Genomic DNA, 18,444 nt, shown 5'->3' with positions numbered 1-18,444 from the left:
ACCCATGCCTATTCTCATTCTTGCCGATCACGACAATCACACGCTGTCCGAAGCGACCGCGAGACTTCTCACCGCCGCCGGACGGTTGGGCGATGCCATCGACATCCTCGTCGCTGGCCAGGGCGTCGCGCCGGTCGCCGAAGCTGCTGCCCGGCTCGCGGGTGCCCGCAGCGTTCTGGTTGCCGATGGCGAGGCGCTCGCCCATTTCATCGCCGAACCGGTCGCCGATATCCTCGTGCAACTGGCCGATCGCTACGACGCCATTCTGGCCGCCGCGAACTCCAGCGGCAAGGATGTCCTGCCCCGCGTTGCGGCACGTCTCGACGTGATGCAACTCTCCGACGTCGTCGCGATCAAGGGTGCTGACGTTTTTTCCCGGCCCATCTATGCCGGCAATGCCATCGAGACCGTGCGTTCGCGCGACGGCAAGAAAATCGTCACGGTCAGAACCTCGAGCTTTGAGGCAGCCTCGACGCTTGAGACTTCGGCGCCGATCGAAACCCTGGCGTTCGATGCCGGTCCGGTGCGGACGCGGTTTGTGCGGCTCGACGCTTCGCCCAGCGATCGTCCCGACCTCTCCTCGGCCCGGATCATCGTTTCGGGCGGGCGCGCCCTGGGCAGCAAGCAGGCGTTCGAAACCACCATCGTTCCCCTGGCCGACAAGCTCAATGCCGCCATCGGTGCCTCACGCGCCGCCGTCGATTCGGGCTATGTGCCCAATGATTGGCAGGTCGGCCAGACGGGCAAGATCGTCGCGCCGGATCTCTATATCGCCTGCGGCATATCGGGAGCCATCCAGCACGTCGCGGGCATGAAGGACAGCAAGGTCATCGTCGCGATCAACTCCGATGCCGAAGCCCCGATTTTCGCTGTCGCCGATTATGGCCTTGTCGCCGACATTTTCGAGGCCGTTCCCGAGCTGACCGGCAAGCTCTGAAGCGGCTCCGGATTTTCCAGGAAGGAGCGATGGCGTGACCGAGCGGGAATCGATGCCGGTGGATGTTGTCGTCGTGGGCGCGGGGCCTTCGGGCCTGTCGACGGCAATCCGTCTCAAGCAGATGGGCGACGCGGCGGGTACCGATCTCTCGATCGTCGTTCTCGAAAAGGCGGCCGAGATCGGCGGGCATATCGTTTCGGGCGCCGTCCTCGACCCCGCGGCCCTTGACAGTCTCATCCCGGACTGGCGCCAGCGCGGCGCGCCGGTTACGATCAGGGTTTCATCCGACGCTTTCTCCTATCTTACGGCAAAGCGCCGGTTCCCCATTCCCGGCATCGTACTGCCCAAAGCGCTCCACAATGATGGCAATTACATCATCAGCCTGGGCGATCTTTGCCGCTGGCTGGCCGAACAGGCCGAGGCGATGGGCATCGATGTCTATCCGGGCATTGCCGCTTCCGACCTGCTTTATGGCGAAGACGGAGCTGTTATCGGGGTGGCGACGGGAGATATGGGCGTTGACCGCAACGGCCAGCCCAAGCCCAGTTTTGCGCCCGGCATGGATCTGCTGGCGCGCTATACGGTCATTTCCGAAGGCGCGCATGGGGCGTTGGCCAAGCGTCTCATTGCCCGTTTCGCCCTCGCCGCCGACAGCGCACCACAGAAATACGGTATCGGGATCAAGGAAATCTGGGAAATCGACCCGGCCCGGCACCGGCTGGGCCATGTCGAACACACGCTTGGCTGGCCGCTGACCGAAGATACCAATGGCGGCGGGTTCATCTATCATGGGGCGGACAACACCGTGCAGATCGGTTTTGTCGTTCACCTCAATTATTCCAATCCGCATCTGTCCCCGTTCGGGGAAATGCAGCGCTACAAGACCCACCCTTCCATCCGGGCTCTGCTCGAGGGCGGCAAACGCGTTGGGTATTCGGCCCGCGCCATGACCAGCGGCGGCTGGCAGTCGATCCCCCGGCTGGCCTTTCCGGGGGGCGTGCTGGCCGGGTGCTCGGCGGGATTCATGAACCTGCCCCGTATCAAGGGCATCCACAACGCCATGTGGTCGGGCATCAAATCCGCCGAGGCGATCTTTGCGGCGCTGCAAGCCGGGCGCGGCGGCGATACCGTCGCCAATCTGGCTGAAATGGTGGTGGATGGTCCCATCGCCGACGATCTGAAGCCCGTGCGCAATGCCAAGCCCCTGCTCTCGCGTTTCGGCACGCTGGTCGGCATGGGGCTCATCGGGCTGGACCTGTGGTGCAACCAGCTCTTCAAACTCTCGCCCTTCGGCACGCTGAGGCTGGATAAGCCCGACCACGCCACCCTGCGCCCGGCCAGGGACGCAAAGCCGATACACTATCCGAAACCCGATGGAAAACTGACATTTGACCGGCTGTCATCGGTCTATCTGGCCAATATCAGCCATGACGAGGACCAGCCCGTCCATCTGCGTCTTCGCGATCCGAATGTACCGGTGAGCCGCAATCTGCCGCTCTATGACGAGCCGGCGCAGCGCTATTGCCCGGCCGGCGTCTATGAAATCGTCCGGACAGAGGGCGAGGCAAGATTGCAGATCAACGCGGCCAACTGCGTCCATTGCAAGACCTGCGACATCAAGGACCCTTCGCAAAACATCGACTGGGTTCTTCCCGAAGGTGGGTCCGGCCCCAACTACTGACGGCGCTCAGGCGCTGGCGTCGCCACGGTTCGCCGTTTTCAGGCGTGCCTTTCCAAAAAATTGCCCCGTAGCGCGCGAGCGCAATTCGGCCAGCCAGCAAGGGAGGTCGTTCTCAGCAATATGGTATTCCAATAGAATCCAAATGGTGTATTGATGCTGTTCCGTCGGCTCGGGCAATGGGCAATCCATCGTGCCGAAAATCAGCATGGCCGAAGTGGCGAGGGAAAAGAGGCCTGGGCTTGAGTTTCGACAGCGACAGGATGCCGGCGGTGGCGCGCCTCGGCACGGGCCAGGCGGCACCGCTCAGGGCCGTCCTCGTGATGATCGCTGCCGGCGGGTCGTTCTGCATGCTCGACAGTTCGGCCAAATATCTGGTGACGGCCGGCTACCGCGCGGAATTCGTCACTTGGGTGCGATTCCTGATCCACGTTCCGCTGGTGCTCATCGCTTTCCGCGCCTGGCATAATCCCGGCCCGTTTCGGGTGCGCAGCCTGCCTTTGCAGGTGTGCCGCGGGCTTGCGCTGCTGGGTGCGACACTGCTGAATTTTTCCGCGCTGCGCACGCTGCAACTCGACCAGGCGGTGGTGATCGGCTTTCTGGCGCCGGTGGTGATCACCGCGCTTTCGGGGCCGCTGCTGCGCGAATGGCCCGGATGGCGGCGCTGGCTCGCCGTTTTTGCCGGGCTCGCCGGCGTGCTGGTCATCGTCCGGCCCGGATTTGGCGGGTTCCAGGTCGGCCATCTGTATGCGCTTGGCGCCATGGTGAGCATGTCGCTCTACACCCTCATGACCCGGTATCTGGGGGCGAGCGAGACCACGCAAAGCCTGACGCTTTTTCCCGCCTTGACGGCGGTGCTCCTGCTGCTCCCGATGGTGTTGCCGGTCGCCGAGGTGCCGCACGACCCGGTCGAGTTGACGCTGCTGCTGGGGCTGGGTCTGTGGGGCGCGTTGGGGCATTATCTCGTCGTATGCGCGCACAAGATGGCGACGGCGGCGGCGCTGGCGCCATACCCGTATCTGGGGATCGTGTGGGCCATCGGGTCCGGCTATGTGGTGTTCGGGCAGTTGCCGGACCAATGGACGCTCGCCGGTGCCGCGATCATCATCGGCGGAGCGCTTTACGTCATGGGGCGCGAGCACCAATTGCGGGAGCGGAACGGACAATGAGGCGCAATGCGCGCCGATGCGCCCGCTCGCGATAGAGGATGGGGTGCCGGCCGCCGAATGCCCGCATCATCATTCGCATTGACGGGTGAGCCATCGCGTGTTTTATTGGTATTCCATCAGCATACTATAAGTATATTTATATCCGGGGAACCTTGCCGCGCATCCAGGCAGGAAGGGAGAAAGAGTGTCCAGTGAATTCCTTGATCTGAAATTTCCGGGCTCCGATATGGGCCGCACCGCCATCCGCAACGTGACCATCATACCGATGGACAGCAGGCGGACGCTGCCGAACCACACGATCCTGTTCGAGGCGGGCAAGATCCTCGCTATCTCTCCCTCGGGGGAAATGCAGATCGACGAAGACGTGGCTGTCATCGATGGCGGGGGGCGTTTCCTCATGCCCGGGCTGGCCGACATGTATACCCATTATCGCGACCCCGCCGAATCTCCCCTCTATCTCGCCTATGGCATCACCACGGCGCGGACCAGCAGCAATGCCTTCCAGCTTGCCATGGCGCAGGCGGCCGCCCGGCGAGATTTTCCCAGTCCTCGGATGATCACCGTGACCCCGGGGATCGACGGCATCGGGCCCAACGGCCGAACCGACATGTATGACGGTTATCCGCTCACCCGGCCCGAGGACGCGAAAGACCTCGTCCGCCATTTCGCCGGCCGCGGCTACGACCAGATCATGCCCTTCTCGCTGTTGAGCAAGGAGGTGTTGACGGCCCTGGGCGAGGCGAGCGCCGAACAGGGCATGCGCCTTGCGGGCAATTGTCCCAACGCCGTGTCGTGGGAAGAGGCGGTCGAGGTGGGCATGAGCGGCTTTCACCAGTGCCATCTGGTGGCGCGCGACCACATGCTGGATGCGCATGCGGGCCAGACCTATTGGGACCGCTTCGATCCGGCCCCCGGCACCAAGCTCGATTTCGACAAGATCCGCCGGCTGGGGGCGTTCCTCGCCGCGCACGATGCCTGGAGCCTGCCCACCCTCGCCTTCCACCAGCGCGCCGCCCGTCCGCTGGAGGTATCGCTGGCCGATCCCGATCTCCGCTATGTTCCGCAATCGACCATCAATGACTGGGAAACCACGATCATCCGGTGGTCGCATCGCGGCCGCATCGACGCCGTCGCATGGCGCTCCCTCGCGCAGCGGCGGGCGGAAGCCTTTCACCGCATGATCGGGATTTTCCACGAGGAAGGCGCGCCGCAACTTACCTGCACCGACGGCATCAATCCCTACAATATCCAAGGGCCGGTTCTGCTCGAGGAGATCGAGAATTTCGCCAGTGCCGGAATGGGCGCTTTCGACGCGCTGCGCTGCGCCACGAGCGAAGCGGCCCGGTTCATGCACGAAGAGGATCTGTGGGGAACCATTGCGGTGGGCAAATACGCCGATATGATCCTGCTGCGCGACAATCCGCTTGAGGATCTCCGGGCGCTGCGCACGGTTGATGAGGTTTTCGTCAACGGCCATCATCTCGACCGGACGGTTCTCGACAGCTTGCTCGAGCAGCGCGCGGCGCTGGCCAAAAAAGGGGCGCCCTCGGTGGCCGCGACGACCCTGCCCGCCGCTGCGGGATCTGGCGAGGTCGTAGATGAGGGCATCTGGCAGGAGCGGATCTGCGATGCCGAGTTCGGGCAGGTGGGCTATCGCCACTCGCGTCTGTCCAATGGCGGCTGGCTGATTGAGGAACGCCATTCCGGGGCCAATCCGCGGCGGCATCCCCAGCGGCAGACATCCCTGCTCACGCTCGACGAGAACATGAACGTTCAGCACGGCGAAATCGAGATCGAGAGCTTCGTGGGCAAGGAAACCACGACCATAAGCTGGTCGGACGGCATGGGGTATCGCCAGCGCCATACCGCGATGGACGGAATGGAAACCGAGGCTGTCCTTCCCGGCGCGCCGCGCGTGCCGGGCGAGGCCCTTTCGCTCAGCTTTTTGCCACGCATCGTGGCAAGACATGGCACGGCGCGCGTTCCTGCGCTCGATGTGGAAGGCCCCAGTCTGGGCGCCACCGAGCTCGCTATCGCCCCTGCGGACGAGACCGGGGTCGCCGCCGATGACGGATTGTGGCGGGTCGACGTCAGCCGTCTTGGCCAACGGGCCAGCAAGACCTATCGGCTGACGGCCGAGGGAAAGCTCATCGACATGAAGGAGACCACGACGCTCCTCTGGCCGCGCGAATTGCAGCCGATCGAGCCTGCCCTCTAGGAGGAGGCGGAGGGCCGAACACCCAAAGCGTGCCGGATATCATCGCAAAGGAGCCAAAACCCAGATATCGCTTGCGCTTTCCAAGACAAAACTGATTCACATACCATTGGTATACATAAGAGGAGGACTATATGAACACCATTCATTCCCGATTGCGGGGCAAGGCGGTCGCTTTCGCCCTGGCGGGTCTCGCAAGCGTTGCCGCCCTGGGCAGCGCCGGCTTCGCCAATGCCCAGGAGCTCGAACGTTTGAGCCTTCGTCTCGATTGGCTGCCCAGCGGCTATCACGCGCCGATCTTTCTGGCCATCGACAAGGGCTATTATCGTGAAGCCGGCATTGACCTGACGCTGGAGGACGGTCAGGGGTCCAATGCCGCGTTGCAGGCGGTGGCGGCGGGGACCAATGACGTCGTTATCGCCAATTACACCACCATGTTGCAGTCGATCGCCCAGGGCATGGACCTGATTGCCATTGGCGGGCTGATCCAGCGCCTGCCGGATTCCATCGTGTCGCTCGAGCGCAATCCCGTCCTGACCCCGCAGGACCTGGAAGGCCGGACGGTTTCGACGCCGCCCGACAGCGCCGCGTCCAAGCTGTTCCCGGCCTTCCTGGATGCCGCCGGGGTCGACGCCTCCAAGGTGAACATCCTCAACACGGCTTCCGGCCAGTCCATCCCCGCCGTATTGGGCGGCAGCGCCCAGGCGACCACTGGCTGGAGCTTCACCGACGCGCTCGTCGTAGCACGCCAGGCCCCTATCGCCCCGCCGATTCTGTTTTCCGATTTTGGCATCAACCTGCTCGGCAATGGCTTTGTGACCACCCAGAGCTTTGCCGCGGAAAACGGGGATCTTCTCAGCAAATTCATGGAAGCGACCGCTCGCGGCTATGAGGAGGGTCTGGCGGATCCCACGGCCGCCGTCCAGGCGCTGGCCGCCGCGCGGCCTCTGGTCGACGTGGAACTCCAGAGTCAGCAATTGGCCGCTTTCCCGCCCTTCCTGCACTCGGCCAATTCGGAAGGCCAGCCCTTTGGCTGGACCGCCGAAGCCGATTGGGAACAGACGGCCCAATTGCTGCGCGACTATTTCGACCTGCAGGGCGAGGTCGATATCAGCAGCGTGTACACCAACGACTTCGTGCCGCAGCAATGATTGCCTGCGGGGGCAGACGGGTGACCGTCTGCCCCCGCGTCCTGGCACCGACCTCACAATGCATACGGAATACCCATCATGACCATTCAACCGTGGCGCGCCACCTGCATACAGATGCCGAGCGTCCTCGCGACCAAGGCGGAAACGCCGGACGCCGCTCGCGCCATCATCAAGGCCAATGTCGCAAAGGCCATCGAACTCATTGATCTCGCCTGCGGAGGGGACAACCCGCCCCGAGTGGTGGTGCTGCCGGAATTCGGCCTGCAAGGGCCTCCCCATGGCCTTACGATCGATCGCTGGCTCGACCTTGCAGTGTGCTCCGTTCCCGGCTGGATAAGCGCGCCGCTGCAGGATGCCGCCCGGCGGCATGGCATCTATATCGGCTTCAACCAGTTCGAATCCGATCCTCAATGGCCGGGGCGCTATTTCAACAGCTGCGCGCTGATCGATCCGCGCGGCGAGGTGATCCTGCGATACCGCCGGATCAACACGGCGGCGTGGCCGTCTCCCCATGATGTCATGGATCAGTATCTGGACCATCATGGGATCGATGGCACGTTCCCCGTGGTGGACACCGAACTGGGCCGGATCGGGATGATCGCCTGCGGCGAGATTGCGGTTCCCGAAGTGGCCCGGTGCCTGATGGCGCAGGGTGCCGAGATCATCCTGCACCCCACCAATGAGGACAACACCCCGTCCCAGGAGGCGGCCAAGATCGCCCGCGCCGCCGAGAACATGGTCTATCTGATCAGTGCGAATGTCGCCGATGGCATCGGTTTTTCAGCCGATGGTTCGGTGAAGGGTGGGCGTTCCCGCATCATCGATTTCCGCGGCCGCACCCTGGCGTATCGCGAGGGGTCCGAACCCGGTGTCGACGTGACCGCCGAGATCGATGTGGAAGCGCTGCGGCAAGCCCGCCGCGACACCGGCATGGGCAACACCCTGCTGCGGGGGCGCTGGGAGATCTACCGGCCCCTGCTGGGCAATCTCGCCGTCTACCCGCCCAACAGTTTCGCGCAACGGCCCATGGCAGACATATCCGAAACGGCCGGGCCGGTGCAGATCGGCCTCGACACGCTGTATGGGTCGGGAATCGTCGTGCCGCCGGACGCATAAGCTGGCGCGAGCCTTCCGCAACGGGCAGCCACTGGATGCGCTTCCGCCTGGATGAGGGGGCGCATTCACGCCGTCCGGCTGATGCAGGGCAGGGGGCTACAGGTCGAGAACCAGTTCATCGGTCTTGGCGCCCGAACAGCAGATCATCATGGATTTGTTGCTCGTGCGTTCGCGTGCCGACAGAACGTGGTCCTTGTGATCGGGGATGCCTTGCAGCACGCGGGTCTCGCAGGTGCCGCACACGCCTTCCTGGCAGGATCGGGCAACGAACTCGCCATTGTCGAGGAGGACGCTCATGATGGTCTTGCCCTCGGGGATATCGAAGGATTTTCCCGACCGCGCCAGCACCACGCGAAATCCGCCGGTCGCCGGCTCCACCGTACCGGAGAAATGCTCGACATGGACGGTATCGTCGGGCCGCTCCGCCACCGCGCTGGAAAAGGCGTCGATCATCGGCTTGGGGCCGCAACAGTAAAAATGGGCGTCGGGTTCGGCGTCCCGGCAGGGTCCGGCGATATCGAGAACCCCGCCATTATTGTCCTCGTCCACATGCAGCACCACTCTGCCCGTGCCCTGTTGCCGATAGTGCTCGATGAGATCGAGATAGGCGGCCGCCGCCCGACTCCGCACGGCGTAATACAGCGTCCATTTTCGGCCCAGAGCGTTGAGGCGGCTGATCATGGAGATGATCGGGGTGATGCCGATGCCGCCGCCGAAGAAGATGCTGTGGCCTGCCGATTCATAGAGGCCGAAATTGTTGCGCGGCGGGCGGATCGACACGATGTCTCCTGGCCGCATGGTATCGCAGACATAGGCCGATCCGCCGCGGCTCTTGGGATCGCGGTTGACGGCAATGAGGTAGCGGTGCCGCTCCTCTTGTGAATTGACCAGCGAATAGCTGCGGAAATCGCCGCCCGGAATTTCAAGATCGATGTGTGCACCGGCCGTGAACGGCGGCAGCTGTGCCCCGTCAAGGGAGCGCAATTCCACCGAGCGAATGGTTTCTGCTTCATAGCGGATGGTGTGGACACGAACGGCGAGCAGGCTTTGCTGGCTCTGGTCGGCAATCAGGGGTGCAGAAAGATTCATGGGATCCAACGGTAATGGAGCTTGCCGCGCCTGAAACACGGCAAGCTGACAATGATTATTCGGCAACGTCCAGTTTGGGCCGATAGCCCTTGGCGAGGGCCATCTTTTCCTCATAGCCTTCCAGCCAGTCGGTCCCGACCGGAACGACGATATCGCCGCCACGCGCGTCACGGGCGAGGGCGGGATTGTCGAGGACCTCCGGCAATTGCCCGGATTCGGCAAAGTCGCGCGCCGATTGCAGCAGGACTTTGCGGGTCAGCATGACCATGCGGTCGCTCGCGGCCAGGTGCTCCATGGTGCGGTCGACGATGGAATCCATGCTTTCCTGGATGGCCTGGTCCTGCAGCGGAATGCCGGTGATGCCGGTGTAGCTTTCGCCGCTGCGCTGCATCTCCCGGTCGATTCCGTAGTCGTTGGCGAAATTCTTGGCGGCGCGCCAGCGACCCTGCCAGTCCGTCGTGCGGGGCAGATAGTCCAGCGGCCGGGCAAGGCCGGGGACCTGCGTGCCGTCGGCGTATTTGAGCTGCTTGTTCCGGCCCTGGGCGCGTGTCAGGTCGATGTTGAAGATCATGGTGTTCTCATCATCGATCGGCACCCAGGCATTGGCCGTCACATTGTGCTCGAGGCTATGGGACGGATAGGTCACCCAGAACGGGTAGACAAAGCAGGCGAAGCGATGATGCTCGGTGCCTTCGAAGGCGTCGCGCTGGGCCGAATACATGGTGCCGAACGACATTTCGGACACGTTGATCGTAGGTGCCTTGTTGATGACGGTGAAGCGTTCCGGATCGTTCATGTCCAGCCTCTCGCCATCGACGCCGCCCACATGGAGGAAGCCGAGATGGGAGGTGTCGATATCGCCTTCGAGGGCCTGCAGCCAATTGCATTCCCGCTGCGTGAGGGCGATGTTGAGGTCATTGGCCTCGCCCATGATCGCCTCCAGTTCCGGAAGCTCGGGTGCAACCTCGCGATTGCCCATATAGATGAAGACCAGCCCCCCCTGCTCCTTCACCCTGTAGGCCTTGGCGGGCACGCCGGCCGGGAATTTGTTCTTGTCGGTCAGGTTGGGCTGGTCGAGGCACTTGCCTTCCACGTCGAACTTCCAGCCGTGATAGGCGCAGCGGATGCCGTTCTCTTCGTTCCGTCCGAAAAACAGCGACGCACACCGGTGGGGGCAGCGATGATCGAGAACGCCGACGCGGCCCGATGTATCGCGAAAGCCGATCAGCTTTTCTCCCATGATCATGAGACGGAGCGGATCGCCGTCCGCAACAAGTTCGGATGACAGGCACACAGGCGTCCAGAACTGGCGCAGGAAATTGCCCATCAATGTGCCGGGGCCGACCCGGGAGAGCTGCTCGTTTTCCTGTGGTGTAATCATGATGTTCTCCAGTTTCTCAGTGTCGTGGGAGCCAGCAGGCCAGGCCTTGTGAGGTTGGCGATCCCGCATTGTACCCATGTTGCACGCCAACGGTATACCACTTACTTTACTTGATCCACCGGACAATTCAAGAGGGTGGTTGCGGAGCAATGTGCCGGAAAGCTGCGATTCTCGTTGTGGAACCGCCCAGATGGATTATTACCATGGGTGGGATATGTGAGATATGCAGCGGAAGTACCACTGACATTCCTCACGGCAGACTACCAAGGAGACACAGATGCGCCCAGAGCAGGTCCCAGGCTCGGCCGATAGCAGGGGCGAGCGCCCGAATCTGACCGAAGCCGTCTATGAACAATTGATCGATTTGCTGATCCGAGGGGAACTTCGACCCGGTGATATCGTCACCGAACGCAAGATGGCCGAAAGCCTCAAGGCCTCACGAACGCCCATCCGGGAAGCATTGAGCCGGCTGGAATCCCAGGGCCTGGTCTATAAGCAGGCCAGCCGGGGCGTGACGGTCAGCCCGTTCACCGCGGAGGCCTTCATTGAAATCATCAATGTCCGCCAGATTCTCGAGGCCGAGGCCGCATGGCTCGCGGCAGGGGAAATACCGGCTGAAACCCTGGAGCGGATTCGCCGCGTCCTCAATGAAACCGCCGCCAAGCCCAACCCGACGCTGGCAGAGATCTGGGCGGCAGACGATCTTCTGCACGGTGAAATCGCCGCGGCGTCGAACAACAAGCTCCTTGCGACCATGATACGGGACCTGCGCCGGCGCACGCATGTGTTCAATGTCTATCGCAATGGAATCAGCCGCCCCTTCACCTCGAACCAGAACGGCAACCATATGCTGCTGGAGGCTATCGAGAGCGGCGACCGTGATCGGGCCCGCGAGGCGATGTCCCAGCACCTCGCCCAGGTGAAGACCGCGATTATCGAACGGCTTTCGGGGGTCAAGCCGGCCGTGGCCTGACCGGACGCCGGTAGCGCTCACCCGCCCGGCGGATCACCATCGGGCGGGTAAGCGACGCGATCAAATGCTCTGGATGAGCCCGCCATCAACGCGAATGACGGAGCCCGTGAGGTATGAGGCCCGGGCGCTGGCGAGGAAGGCAACGGCATCCGCATATTCTTGCGGCGTGCCATAGCGTCCGACCGGGATGGACGCGGTGCTTTCACTGGCCACGGCGTCGACGGTCCTGCCTTCGCGCTTGGCCTTCTGCTCGTCGAGAAAGGTTATCCGCTGGGTGGCGATGCGGCCCGGTACGATGATGTTGCTGGTGATGCCGTCCCTGCCGACCTCGCGCGCCAGCGTCTTGGACCAGCCCAGCAGCGCCATCCGCAGGGCGTTGGACACCCCCAGATTGGGAATGGGAGCGACCACCCCCGACGAGGTCGACGTGATGATGCGCCCCCATTGACGCTCGCGCATGCCGGGCAGCACCGCGTCGGTGATGGCGATCACCGAGAGGACCATCGATTCGAACTGACCGGTCCACAGATCGGCATCCTGCCCCGCGGCGGGAGTCGGCGGGGGGCCGCCCGTGATGTTGACCAGGATGTCGACGGGGCCCAGCGCGTTCGCGGTGCCCGCCAGATTGTGCGCGATGACGGAGCGGTCGGCGAGGTCCCAGGCGAGGGGGATGGCCCTGCCGCCGTCCTTCACGATCGCGTCCGCCGTATCCTGCGCCGCTGCGCCGTTGATGTCGGCGACGGCCACATGCGCGCCTTCGCCGGCGAGGGTGCGCGCTATGGTGCTGCCCAGCCCGCCGCCGGCGCCCAGCACCAAGGCCACTTTGCCTTCGATACCCAAATCCATGATGATAGTTCCTTGTAAAGATGCGGTCAGACCAGGTTGCGGGGCTGGATGCCTGCGGCGTGCAGGCTGCGCTCCAGCCGGGCCACCAGGCTGTCGAGTTCCGCGTGATCCTCCTTGCTCAGCCGGGGACCGGGTGCGCGCACATAGCTGCTGGCCATCAGGCCGCGCCGGCGCAGCAATTCCTTGCGCAGGGCGAGGCCGATGCCCGGCTGCGCTTCGTAGCGGAGCAAGGGCAGATAGAGATCGAACAGGTCCTCGCCCTGCTCGGCCTTTCCGGCGCTATAGAGATCGCAGACATCGACCAGCATTTCCGGATAGGCAAAGCCCGTCATCGCGCCATCGGCGCCGCGTCCCAGTTCCGGCGGCAGATACATGCCGCCATTGCCGACCAGGATGCTGACCCGGCGATGGGCGCCGCTGTCGCTGCCCGCTCGCAGGCGGGTCAGCTTGCTGAGGCCGGGCCAATCCTCGTGCTTGATCATGACGATCTGGGCGAAATCATCGATCAGGCGCTCCAGCACCGGCACCGAGGCGTGCACGCTGGTGACGAAGGGATAGTCCTGGAACACCAGCGGGGTTTGGGAGCCTATGGCATTGCAGACACGCTCGAAATAGCCGTACAGCGCCTCGTCCGTACGGATCGAGGGGATGGGCGTCGCCATCACGCCGGCCGCTCCGGCATCCATGGAAAATTTGGACAGCGCGACCAGCGGATCGAGGCCGGCACTGCTGACGCCCACCACCACGGGCACCCTTTGGTCGACGCGGTTGAGAACGCCGGTGATGACGCTCTTGCTCTCGGCTTCGGAGAGCTTGTTGGCCTCGCCCATCATGCCCAATATGGTAATTCCGCTGACCCCGGCGGCGAGATATCCATCCACCATGCTGTTGATGCTGTCCTGGTCGACAGCACCGTTGTCGTCAAACGGGGTCGCGGCGATGACGTAAACGCCGCGTGCCTGTTCATTCAGTTTCATTGCGGTGACTCCGGTGTTTTGCGCATGCTGAGGGTAGATCGCGCCATTGGTGGTGATTGCGTCGCGGCCCGGGCAGTGGGGCTAGCCGGCGACGGGCGAGCGGTGGGGCCCGGGGGCCCGCGGAATGAATTGGCCATGGCCCGGCGCGCCGATGACCTTGGTGCCGTCCCAGACCTTGGTGCCGCGCACATAGGTCGCCACGGCGCGCCCGGAAAAGGGCTCGCCGTCAAAGGGGCTCCATCCGAGTCCGTCCAGCGCGTCGCCGGTCGAGAAGGTCCAGGGCTCGGGCGCGAACACCGTGATGTCGGCATCTCCGCCCGGGATCAGGCCGCCTTTGCGGGGCCAAAGGCCGAACAGCTTGGCCGGCCCTTCCGAGAGGTGTCTGGCGCAGTGGGCCGCCGCATCGAGGCCGCGTTTTTCCGCGCCGGAGAAAAAGGCCGGCAGCAGGGTTTCGAGGCCGGGAATCCCGGCGGCGTTGTCATGGACGGAAGCCGACTGCTTGCGGGCGAGCGGCCAGGCACTGTGGTCCGACGAGACGAGGGATACCGCGGTATCGCCGACCTCTTTCCACAACTGCTCCCTGACATTGTCCCTGATGGGCGGATTGACCTTCATCAGGGCGCCGAGCCGATCGGCATCTTCCGCCGCGTCGAAATGCAGATAGTGAACGCACATCTCGGCCGTCGCCCTTACGCCCCGGGCCTGGTAGTGCCGCACCAGTTCAAAGCCCCGCGGCGTCGAAATATGGACGATATGGACATGAGCTCCCGTGGCCGCCCCGAGTTCGAGGAAGGTGGCAGTGGCGACCAGCTCGGCGACTTCGGGACGGCTGGGGCTGTGGTCGCGCATGTGGTGGCGGCCCGCTTCGGTCAGCCGGGCCAGGCGGGAGCGGACGATCTCCTGGTCCTCATTGTGCAGGCCCAGCGGAATATCGGTTTCGGCCAGAAGCTCGAGCAGATCGAGCGTCGTGTCATTGCCGATGCGGGGAAAGCGCGTGGGATGGTTTTCGAAGGAAGAGATCTTGAATGCACACACCCCGCCCGCGATGAGGGCGTGTATGTCGTCTGTGTTCAATGTGGGTGAAATCGTTCCGTAGAGAGCCACATCGCCATAGGCGTGCTCCTCCACGGCGGCGATCTTTTGCGCCAGCACCGGGCCGGAGGCGACCGGCTCGGGGTCGTCATAGGGCATATCCACGATGGTGGTGACGCCCCCGGCCACGGCCGAACGGGTGGTTGCCTCAAGCCCTCGAAAGCCGAACTGGCTGCCGGCATGGGTCTGGCCGTCGATGATGCCGGGCAGGATATAGGCCTGGCCGGCGTCATCGACCGTCGTTGCGGAGGGGCAGGGGCCGGTTCCGATTTCGGCGATGGTTTGCCCGGCCACGCCAACCCAGCCGTCGTCCAGCGTGCCGGACGGGGTCACCACCCGGCCCTTTATGATCAAATCCAGCATATGTGCTCCTCAGTCATACGAGTGGCCGGTTCAAAGAGATCCAATCATGCCTCCATCGACCCGCAACAAAGATCCGGTGATGTAGCTGGCCGGCACGCCCGCCAGAAACGCAGCGGCGGCGGCAAATTCCTCGACGCGGCCGTATCGGCCGGCCGGTATCTGCCGCAGAGAATCCGCGATCACCTGCTCCGTCGAGGTTCCGTCCTTGGCGGCCCTGAAGGCATCGATGGCCACGACGCGGTCTGTCTTGATGCGGCCGGGTATCATCATGTTGACGGTGACCCCGTCCGCGGCGACCTCGCTGGCCAGCGTCTTGAGCCAGCCGGCCAGGCCGGCCCGAAGGGCATTGGACAGCGGAAGGTGGCGGATGGGTTCTTCGACACCGCTCGATCCGATGGTGATGATCCGGCCCCATCGGCGCTGGCGCATGCCGGGCAGGATCAACCGGGACAACTCAAATATCGGCAGGGCGATGTGCGAAAACTGCTCGGTCCACAGCGCCGCCGAAATCTCGCTGGCCGGCGTGGCCGGCGGTCCACCGCAATTGTTCACCAGAATATCGGTCTGCGAAAATACGCGCCCGGCCGCTTCGCTGATCCTCGAGGCGCTTTCGACATCGCCGAGATCACAGGCGAAGGTGCTGGCGCGCCCCGGTCCGACGGCGTTGATCTGGGCGGCAGCGGCGGCGAGCCTGTCGGCATTGCGGGCTGTCAGGAGCACATTGGCGCCCTCCGCGGCGAGCTTGGCGGCCACGCCGTAACCCAACCCCTGGCTGGAGGCCAGAACGATGGCGTTCTTACCGGTCAGGCCCAGATCCATGCTCCCTCTTTCTCTGCGATGCCGCGCGAAGGCGATTATTGCCTAATTTGGGATACCATTAGAATACCGTATCGCCCTTGTCCAGACGTCCGGCCTGCACGCGAATGGATGAATTGGAAAAAGGCCCGCGAGACCCGTGTTGCACGGTGAATTTCGACACCCGCGTCAGATGGCCGTCATTAAGTATTGCGCGGCGTGTGAAAGTGGAATACCGTCAATGTACCAACGGAGGGTTGGAGATCGGACATGGCTTCCAAGGGCGCGAAGACGCCACACCATGGCGATCAAGAAAAAAAGGAGATGGCATGCTTCACACACCGGACACGGACAGCTTTATTTCGATAAAGCATGTGTCGAAATCGTTTGGCCCGGTTCAGGCGCTCAGCGATATTGGCCTGGACATCAAGTCAGGGGAATTCGTTTCCATCGTCGGGCCGAGCGGTTGCGGCAAGAGCACGCTGCTCATGCTGCTTTCGGGTCTGATGAAGCGCACGGGCGGTGATATCCGCGTGGGCGGCCAGATGGTCGATTCCCCCCGCTCGGATATCGGCATCGTTTTCCAGCGCGACGTCCTCATGGAATGGCGATCCGCGCTGCGCAACGTCCTGCTGCAGGCCGAGGTTCGCGGCATGCCCATGGGGCCGGCTGCCGCCCGGGCGCGCGAACTGCTCAAAATGGTTTCGCTCGATGCGTTCGAAAACGCGTATCCCCATCAGCTGTCCGGCGGCATGCGCCAGCGCGTTTCCATTTGCCGGGCGCTCCTGCATAAGCCGCCCCTGCTCGTCATGGACGAGCCGTTCGGAGCGCTGGATGCGCTCACGCGCGACCAGATGCAACTCGATCTGCTGCGCATCTGCCGCGAGACCCATACGACGGTCCTGTTCATCACTCACTCGATCTCGGAAGCGATTTTCCTGAGCGATCGCGTGGTCGTCATGTCGCCCCGCCCCGGACGGATCGAGCGCATCATCGACATCGACCTGCCGCGCCCCCGCCGGCTTTCCATCCGTGAAAGCCGGGAGTTTGCCACCTATTCCGATGAAGTCACCCAGATCTTCAAGTCGCTGGGCGTGCTGCGCGAAGGAGATGACGAGTGACCAGCATCAATGCGGCTTCCATCAAGCAGAACATATTCTACAATTTCCGCGTTCCCTATGCCTTGATCACGCTCGTGGCCTTGGTCGCCATCTGGGAAATGACCGCCAAGCTGAGCGATGTGCCGGCCTATATGCTGCCCGCGCCGTCGGACATCATGGTTGCGATGCAGTCCATGTGGGGGCTGTTGTTCATCCATTCGGGCATAACCCTGGCCGAGATCGGGATCGGTTTCGTGCTGGCGACGCTCATCGGGGTTCCGCTGGCGACGCTCATTACCTATTCGCACGTGTTCGATCGCGCCGTTTATCCTCTGATCGTCGGATCGCAAACCATCCCCAAGGTGGCTATCGCGCCCCTGCTGCTGGCCGGCTTCGGCTATGGTCTGGCGCCCAAGGTGGCGATCGTCACGCTCATCGCCTTTTTCCCCATCGTCATCAACACGGTGGTCGGCTTGCGCTCGGTTCCCGCCGAGATGCTGCATCTGGCGCGGTCCATGGGGGCGACGCCGCTTCAGGCCTTCTGGAAATTTCGTCTGCCCCAGGCCCTGCCGTCGATCTTTGCCGGTCTCAAGCTGGCGTCGGTGCTGGCCGTCATCGGCGCGGTGGTTGCCGAGTTCGTGGGCGCCAATGGCGGGCTTGGCTACATCATCATGATCGCCGGGTCCAATTTCCGCATGGACCAGCAGTTCGCGGCGATCATTTTCCTGTCCGCCATCGGAATGGTGTTCTTCTGGCTGATCGGGCTGGCCGAGCGGGCGATGTTGCCCTGGCACATCTCTGTCCGGAGCGCGAGCGAAAAGAACTGATACGGTCCGCCGCAGGGCAATGACGGGTGAAACGATGTCGACAGTCCTGATCACCGGCGGCAATCGTGGCATTGGCCTGGAGCTCGCCCGTCAGTATTCGGCGGAGGGCTGGACGGTTCTCGCGACGGCGCGTCAGCCGGAGCAGGCCGAAGCGCTTGCAACGTTGGGCGCACAGGTCAGCATAGTGCCGCTCGAAGCCTCCGATGGCGCGAGCATTCAGGCATTGGCCGCGAACCTGCGGGGCGTCCCGATCGATGTTTTGATCGCCAATGCCGGGATCAGCGGCGACCTCAAGGCCGCCGCCCAAGCTGTGTCGAGGGACGACTTTCTCAACGTCATGGCCGTCAATGTCATTGGCCCGTTGCTGTTGGCGCGTGCCCTCAAGCCCAATGTCCTTCTGGGGCAGCGCCGCGTGGTCGCGGCGATGTCGAGCCTCATGAGCTCGATCAGCGCGAACGATTGGGGGACGCAATACGCCTATCGCGCCTCCAAGACCGCCCTCAACGCCATCTGGCGCACCCTTGCCCGGGAATGGGGCGCGGACGGGCTGTGTTGCGTGCTGTTGCGCCCCGGGCTGGTGGCGACGGACATGACCGGCGGTGCCGGGCAGCCCGTGCAGGCAAGCGTCGCGGGCATGCGCCAGGTCATCGAGGGCCTGTCGCTCAAGGATCGCGGGCGCCTCATCGGGTTCGATGGCCAGGACGTTCCCTGGTAGCGGATGGCGGGGGAACAGGC

The 18,444-nt window shown here is 63.5% G+C and carries 17 protein-coding genes; 10 read left to right on the top strand and 7 right to left on the bottom strand.

The window, feature by feature from the left end:
* Positions 1-4 precede the first annotated feature (4 nt).
* The gene (locus DVH29_RS05210) at positions 5-937 is read left to right on the top strand and encodes an electron transfer flavoprotein subunit alpha/FixB family protein (RefSeq protein ID WP_114645105.1); all 933 of its coding nucleotides are present in this window, start codon (positions 5-7) and stop codon (positions 935-937) included.
* Positions 938-971: 34 nt separating this feature from the next.
* Entirely contained in the window at positions 972-2,618 is a 1,647-nt protein-coding gene (locus tag DVH29_RS05205) for an electron transfer flavoprotein-ubiquinone oxidoreductase (RefSeq protein WP_342769873.1), read from the top strand.
* 6 nt (positions 2,619-2,624) lie between these two features.
* Here the strand turns inward: DVH29_RS05205 and DVH29_RS05200 are convergent, their stop codons facing one another.
* On the bottom strand, positions 2,625-2,825 hold the full coding sequence (locus DVH29_RS05200) for a hypothetical protein (RefSeq protein WP_114645104.1): 201 nt from the start codon (positions 2,823-2,825) through the stop codon (positions 2,625-2,627).
* A gap of 32 nt (positions 2,826-2,857) precedes the next feature.
* Between DVH29_RS05200 and DVH29_RS05195 the strand changes: the two genes are divergently transcribed.
* The 4 genes from DVH29_RS05195 to DVH29_RS05180 all read left to right on the top strand — a co-directional run bounded on the left by DVH29_RS05195 (position 2,858) and on the right by DVH29_RS05180 (position 8,266).
* Entirely contained in the window at positions 2,858-3,784 is a 927-nt protein-coding gene (locus tag DVH29_RS05195) for a DMT family transporter (RefSeq protein WP_245944884.1), read from the top strand.
* Between the two features lie 184 nt (positions 3,785-3,968).
* On the top strand, positions 3,969-6,002 hold the full coding sequence (locus DVH29_RS05190) for an amidohydrolase family protein (RefSeq protein WP_147276007.1): 2,034 nt from the start codon (positions 3,969-3,971) through the stop codon (positions 6,000-6,002).
* Between the two features lie 131 nt (positions 6,003-6,133).
* Positions 6,134-7,150 (top strand): ABC transporter substrate-binding protein, encoded by a 1,017-nt coding sequence (locus DVH29_RS05185; RefSeq protein WP_114645102.1) that lies wholly within the window; start codon positions 6,134-6,136, stop codon positions 7,148-7,150.
* A 78-nt stretch (positions 7,151-7,228) separates the two neighbouring features.
* A complete protein-coding gene (locus DVH29_RS05180; RefSeq protein WP_114645101.1) occupies positions 7,229-8,266 on the top strand; it encodes a nitrilase-related carbon-nitrogen hydrolase in 1,038 nt (345 codons plus the stop codon).
* Between the two features lie 96 nt (positions 8,267-8,362).
* Here the strand turns inward: DVH29_RS05180 and DVH29_RS05175 are convergent, their stop codons facing one another.
* Together DVH29_RS05175 and DVH29_RS05170 are read right to left on the bottom strand one after the other, a co-directional pair.
* Positions 8,363-9,355 carry a PDR/VanB family oxidoreductase gene (locus tag DVH29_RS05175; RefSeq protein ID WP_114645100.1) on the bottom strand — a complete coding sequence of 331 codons (993 nt, stop codon included), beginning with the start codon at positions 9,353-9,355 and terminating at the stop codon, positions 8,363-8,365.
* 55 nt (positions 9,356-9,410) lie between these two features.
* Complete coding sequence (locus DVH29_RS05170) at positions 9,411-10,736, bottom strand: Rieske 2Fe-2S domain-containing protein (protein ID WP_158541566.1); 1,326 nt, start codon at positions 10,734-10,736, stop codon at positions 9,411-9,413.
* A 277-nt stretch (positions 10,737-11,013) separates the two neighbouring features.
* On the opposite strand from DVH29_RS05170, the gene DVH29_RS05165 reads away from it, so the two are divergent.
* Positions 11,014-11,709 carry a GntR family transcriptional regulator gene (locus DVH29_RS05165; protein WP_114645098.1) on the top strand — a complete coding sequence of 232 codons (696 nt, stop codon included), beginning with the start codon at positions 11,014-11,016 and terminating at the stop codon, positions 11,707-11,709.
* Positions 11,710-11,769: 60 nt separating this feature from the next.
* On the opposite strand, the gene DVH29_RS05160 is transcribed toward DVH29_RS05165, so the two are convergent.
* From DVH29_RS05160 to DVH29_RS05145, 4 genes are all read right to left on the bottom strand, one after another.
* The gene (locus DVH29_RS05160; RefSeq protein WP_114645097.1) at positions 11,770-12,555 is read right to left on the bottom strand and encodes an SDR family oxidoreductase; all 786 of its coding nucleotides are present in this window, start codon (positions 12,553-12,555) and stop codon (positions 11,770-11,772) included.
* A gap of 26 nt (positions 12,556-12,581) precedes the next feature.
* Entirely contained in the window at positions 12,582-13,532 is a 951-nt protein-coding gene (locus tag DVH29_RS05155; RefSeq protein WP_114645096.1) for a dihydrodipicolinate synthase family protein, read from the bottom strand.
* Between the two features lie 81 nt (positions 13,533-13,613).
* Positions 13,614-14,987, bottom strand: coding sequence for a dihydroorotase (locus tag DVH29_RS05150; RefSeq protein ID WP_114645095.1), 1,374 nt, complete (start codon positions 14,985-14,987; stop codon positions 13,614-13,616).
* Positions 14,988-15,017: 30 nt separating this feature from the next.
* On the bottom strand, positions 15,018-15,806 hold the full coding sequence (locus DVH29_RS05145) for an SDR family oxidoreductase (protein WP_114645094.1): 789 nt from the start codon (positions 15,804-15,806) through the stop codon (positions 15,018-15,020).
* A gap of 104 nt (positions 15,807-15,910) precedes the next feature.
* Between DVH29_RS05145 and DVH29_RS05140 the strand changes: the two genes are divergently transcribed.
* Genes DVH29_RS05140 through DVH29_RS05130 form a run of 3 tightly spaced genes read left to right on the top strand, consistent with a single transcriptional unit; the run spans position 15,911 to position 18,424 of the window.
* Positions 15,911-16,903, top strand: a complete 993-nt coding sequence (locus tag DVH29_RS05140) for an ABC transporter ATP-binding protein (RefSeq protein WP_342769872.1) — start codon at positions 15,911-15,913, stop codon at positions 16,901-16,903.
* Entirely contained in the window at positions 16,900-17,709 is an 810-nt protein-coding gene (locus DVH29_RS05135) for an ABC transporter permease (protein WP_199562527.1), read from the top strand. Before DVH29_RS05140 ends, DVH29_RS05135 begins: the two co-directional genes overlap by 4 nt.
* 34 nt (positions 17,710-17,743) lie before the next feature.
* A complete protein-coding gene (locus DVH29_RS05130) occupies positions 17,744-18,424 on the top strand; it encodes an SDR family oxidoreductase (protein WP_114645092.1) in 681 nt (226 codons plus the stop codon).
* The last annotated feature ends 20 nt before the right edge of the window (positions 18,425-18,444 follow it).

The organism is Pelagibacterium lacus, from assembly GCF_003345525.1.
In the GTDB taxonomy this organism is placed as follows: domain Bacteria; phylum Pseudomonadota; class Alphaproteobacteria; order Rhizobiales; family Devosiaceae; genus Pelagibacterium; species Pelagibacterium lacus.
The sequence above is the reverse complement of the archived record's forward strand: the minus strand, read 5'-3'. Positions and strand labels throughout refer to the sequence as shown.

Bases quoted from the DNA above. Each gene is read 5' to 3' on its own strand.
- DVH29_RS05200 (WP_114645104.1), bottom strand. From the start codon at position 2,825: ATGCTGATTTTCGGCACGATGGATTGCCCATTGCCCGAGCCGACGGAA.
- DVH29_RS05210 (WP_114645105.1), top strand. From the start codon at position 5: ATGCCTATTCTCATTCTTGCCGATCACGACAATCACACGCTGTCCGAA.
- DVH29_RS05160 (WP_114645097.1), bottom strand. From the start codon at position 12,555: ATGGATTTGGGTATCGAAGGCAAAGTGGCCTTGGTGCTGGGCGCCGGC.
- DVH29_RS05140 (WP_342769872.1), top strand. From the start codon at position 15,911: ATGGATGAATTGGAAAAAGGCCCGCGAGACCCGTGTTGCACGGTGAAT.
- DVH29_RS05180 (WP_114645101.1), top strand. From the start codon at position 7,229: ATGACCATTCAACCGTGGCGCGCCACCTGCATACAGATGCCGAGCGTC.
- DVH29_RS05130 (WP_114645092.1), top strand. From the start codon at position 17,744: ATGTCGACAGTCCTGATCACCGGCGGCAATCGTGGCATTGGCCTGGAG.
- DVH29_RS05185 (WP_114645102.1), top strand. From the start codon at position 6,134: ATGAACACCATTCATTCCCGATTGCGGGGCAAGGCGGTCGCTTTCGCC.
- DVH29_RS05165 (WP_114645098.1), top strand. From the start codon at position 11,014: ATGCGCCCAGAGCAGGTCCCAGGCTCGGCCGATAGCAGGGGCGAGCGC.
- DVH29_RS05170 (WP_158541566.1), bottom strand. From the start codon at position 10,736: ATGATTACACCACAGGAAAACGAGCAGCTCTCCCGGGTCGGCCCCGGC.
- DVH29_RS05175 (WP_114645100.1), bottom strand. From the start codon at position 9,355: ATGAATCTTTCTGCACCCCTGATTGCCGACCAGAGCCAGCAAAGCCTG.
- DVH29_RS05145 (WP_114645094.1), bottom strand. From the start codon at position 15,806: ATGGATCTGGGCCTGACCGGTAAGAACGCCATCGTTCTGGCCTCCAGC.
- DVH29_RS05150 (WP_114645095.1), bottom strand. From the start codon at position 14,987: ATGCTGGATTTGATCATAAAGGGCCGGGTGGTGACCCCGTCCGGCACG.
- DVH29_RS05155 (WP_114645096.1), bottom strand. From the start codon at position 13,532: ATGAAACTGAATGAACAGGCACGCGGCGTTTACGTCATCGCCGCGACC.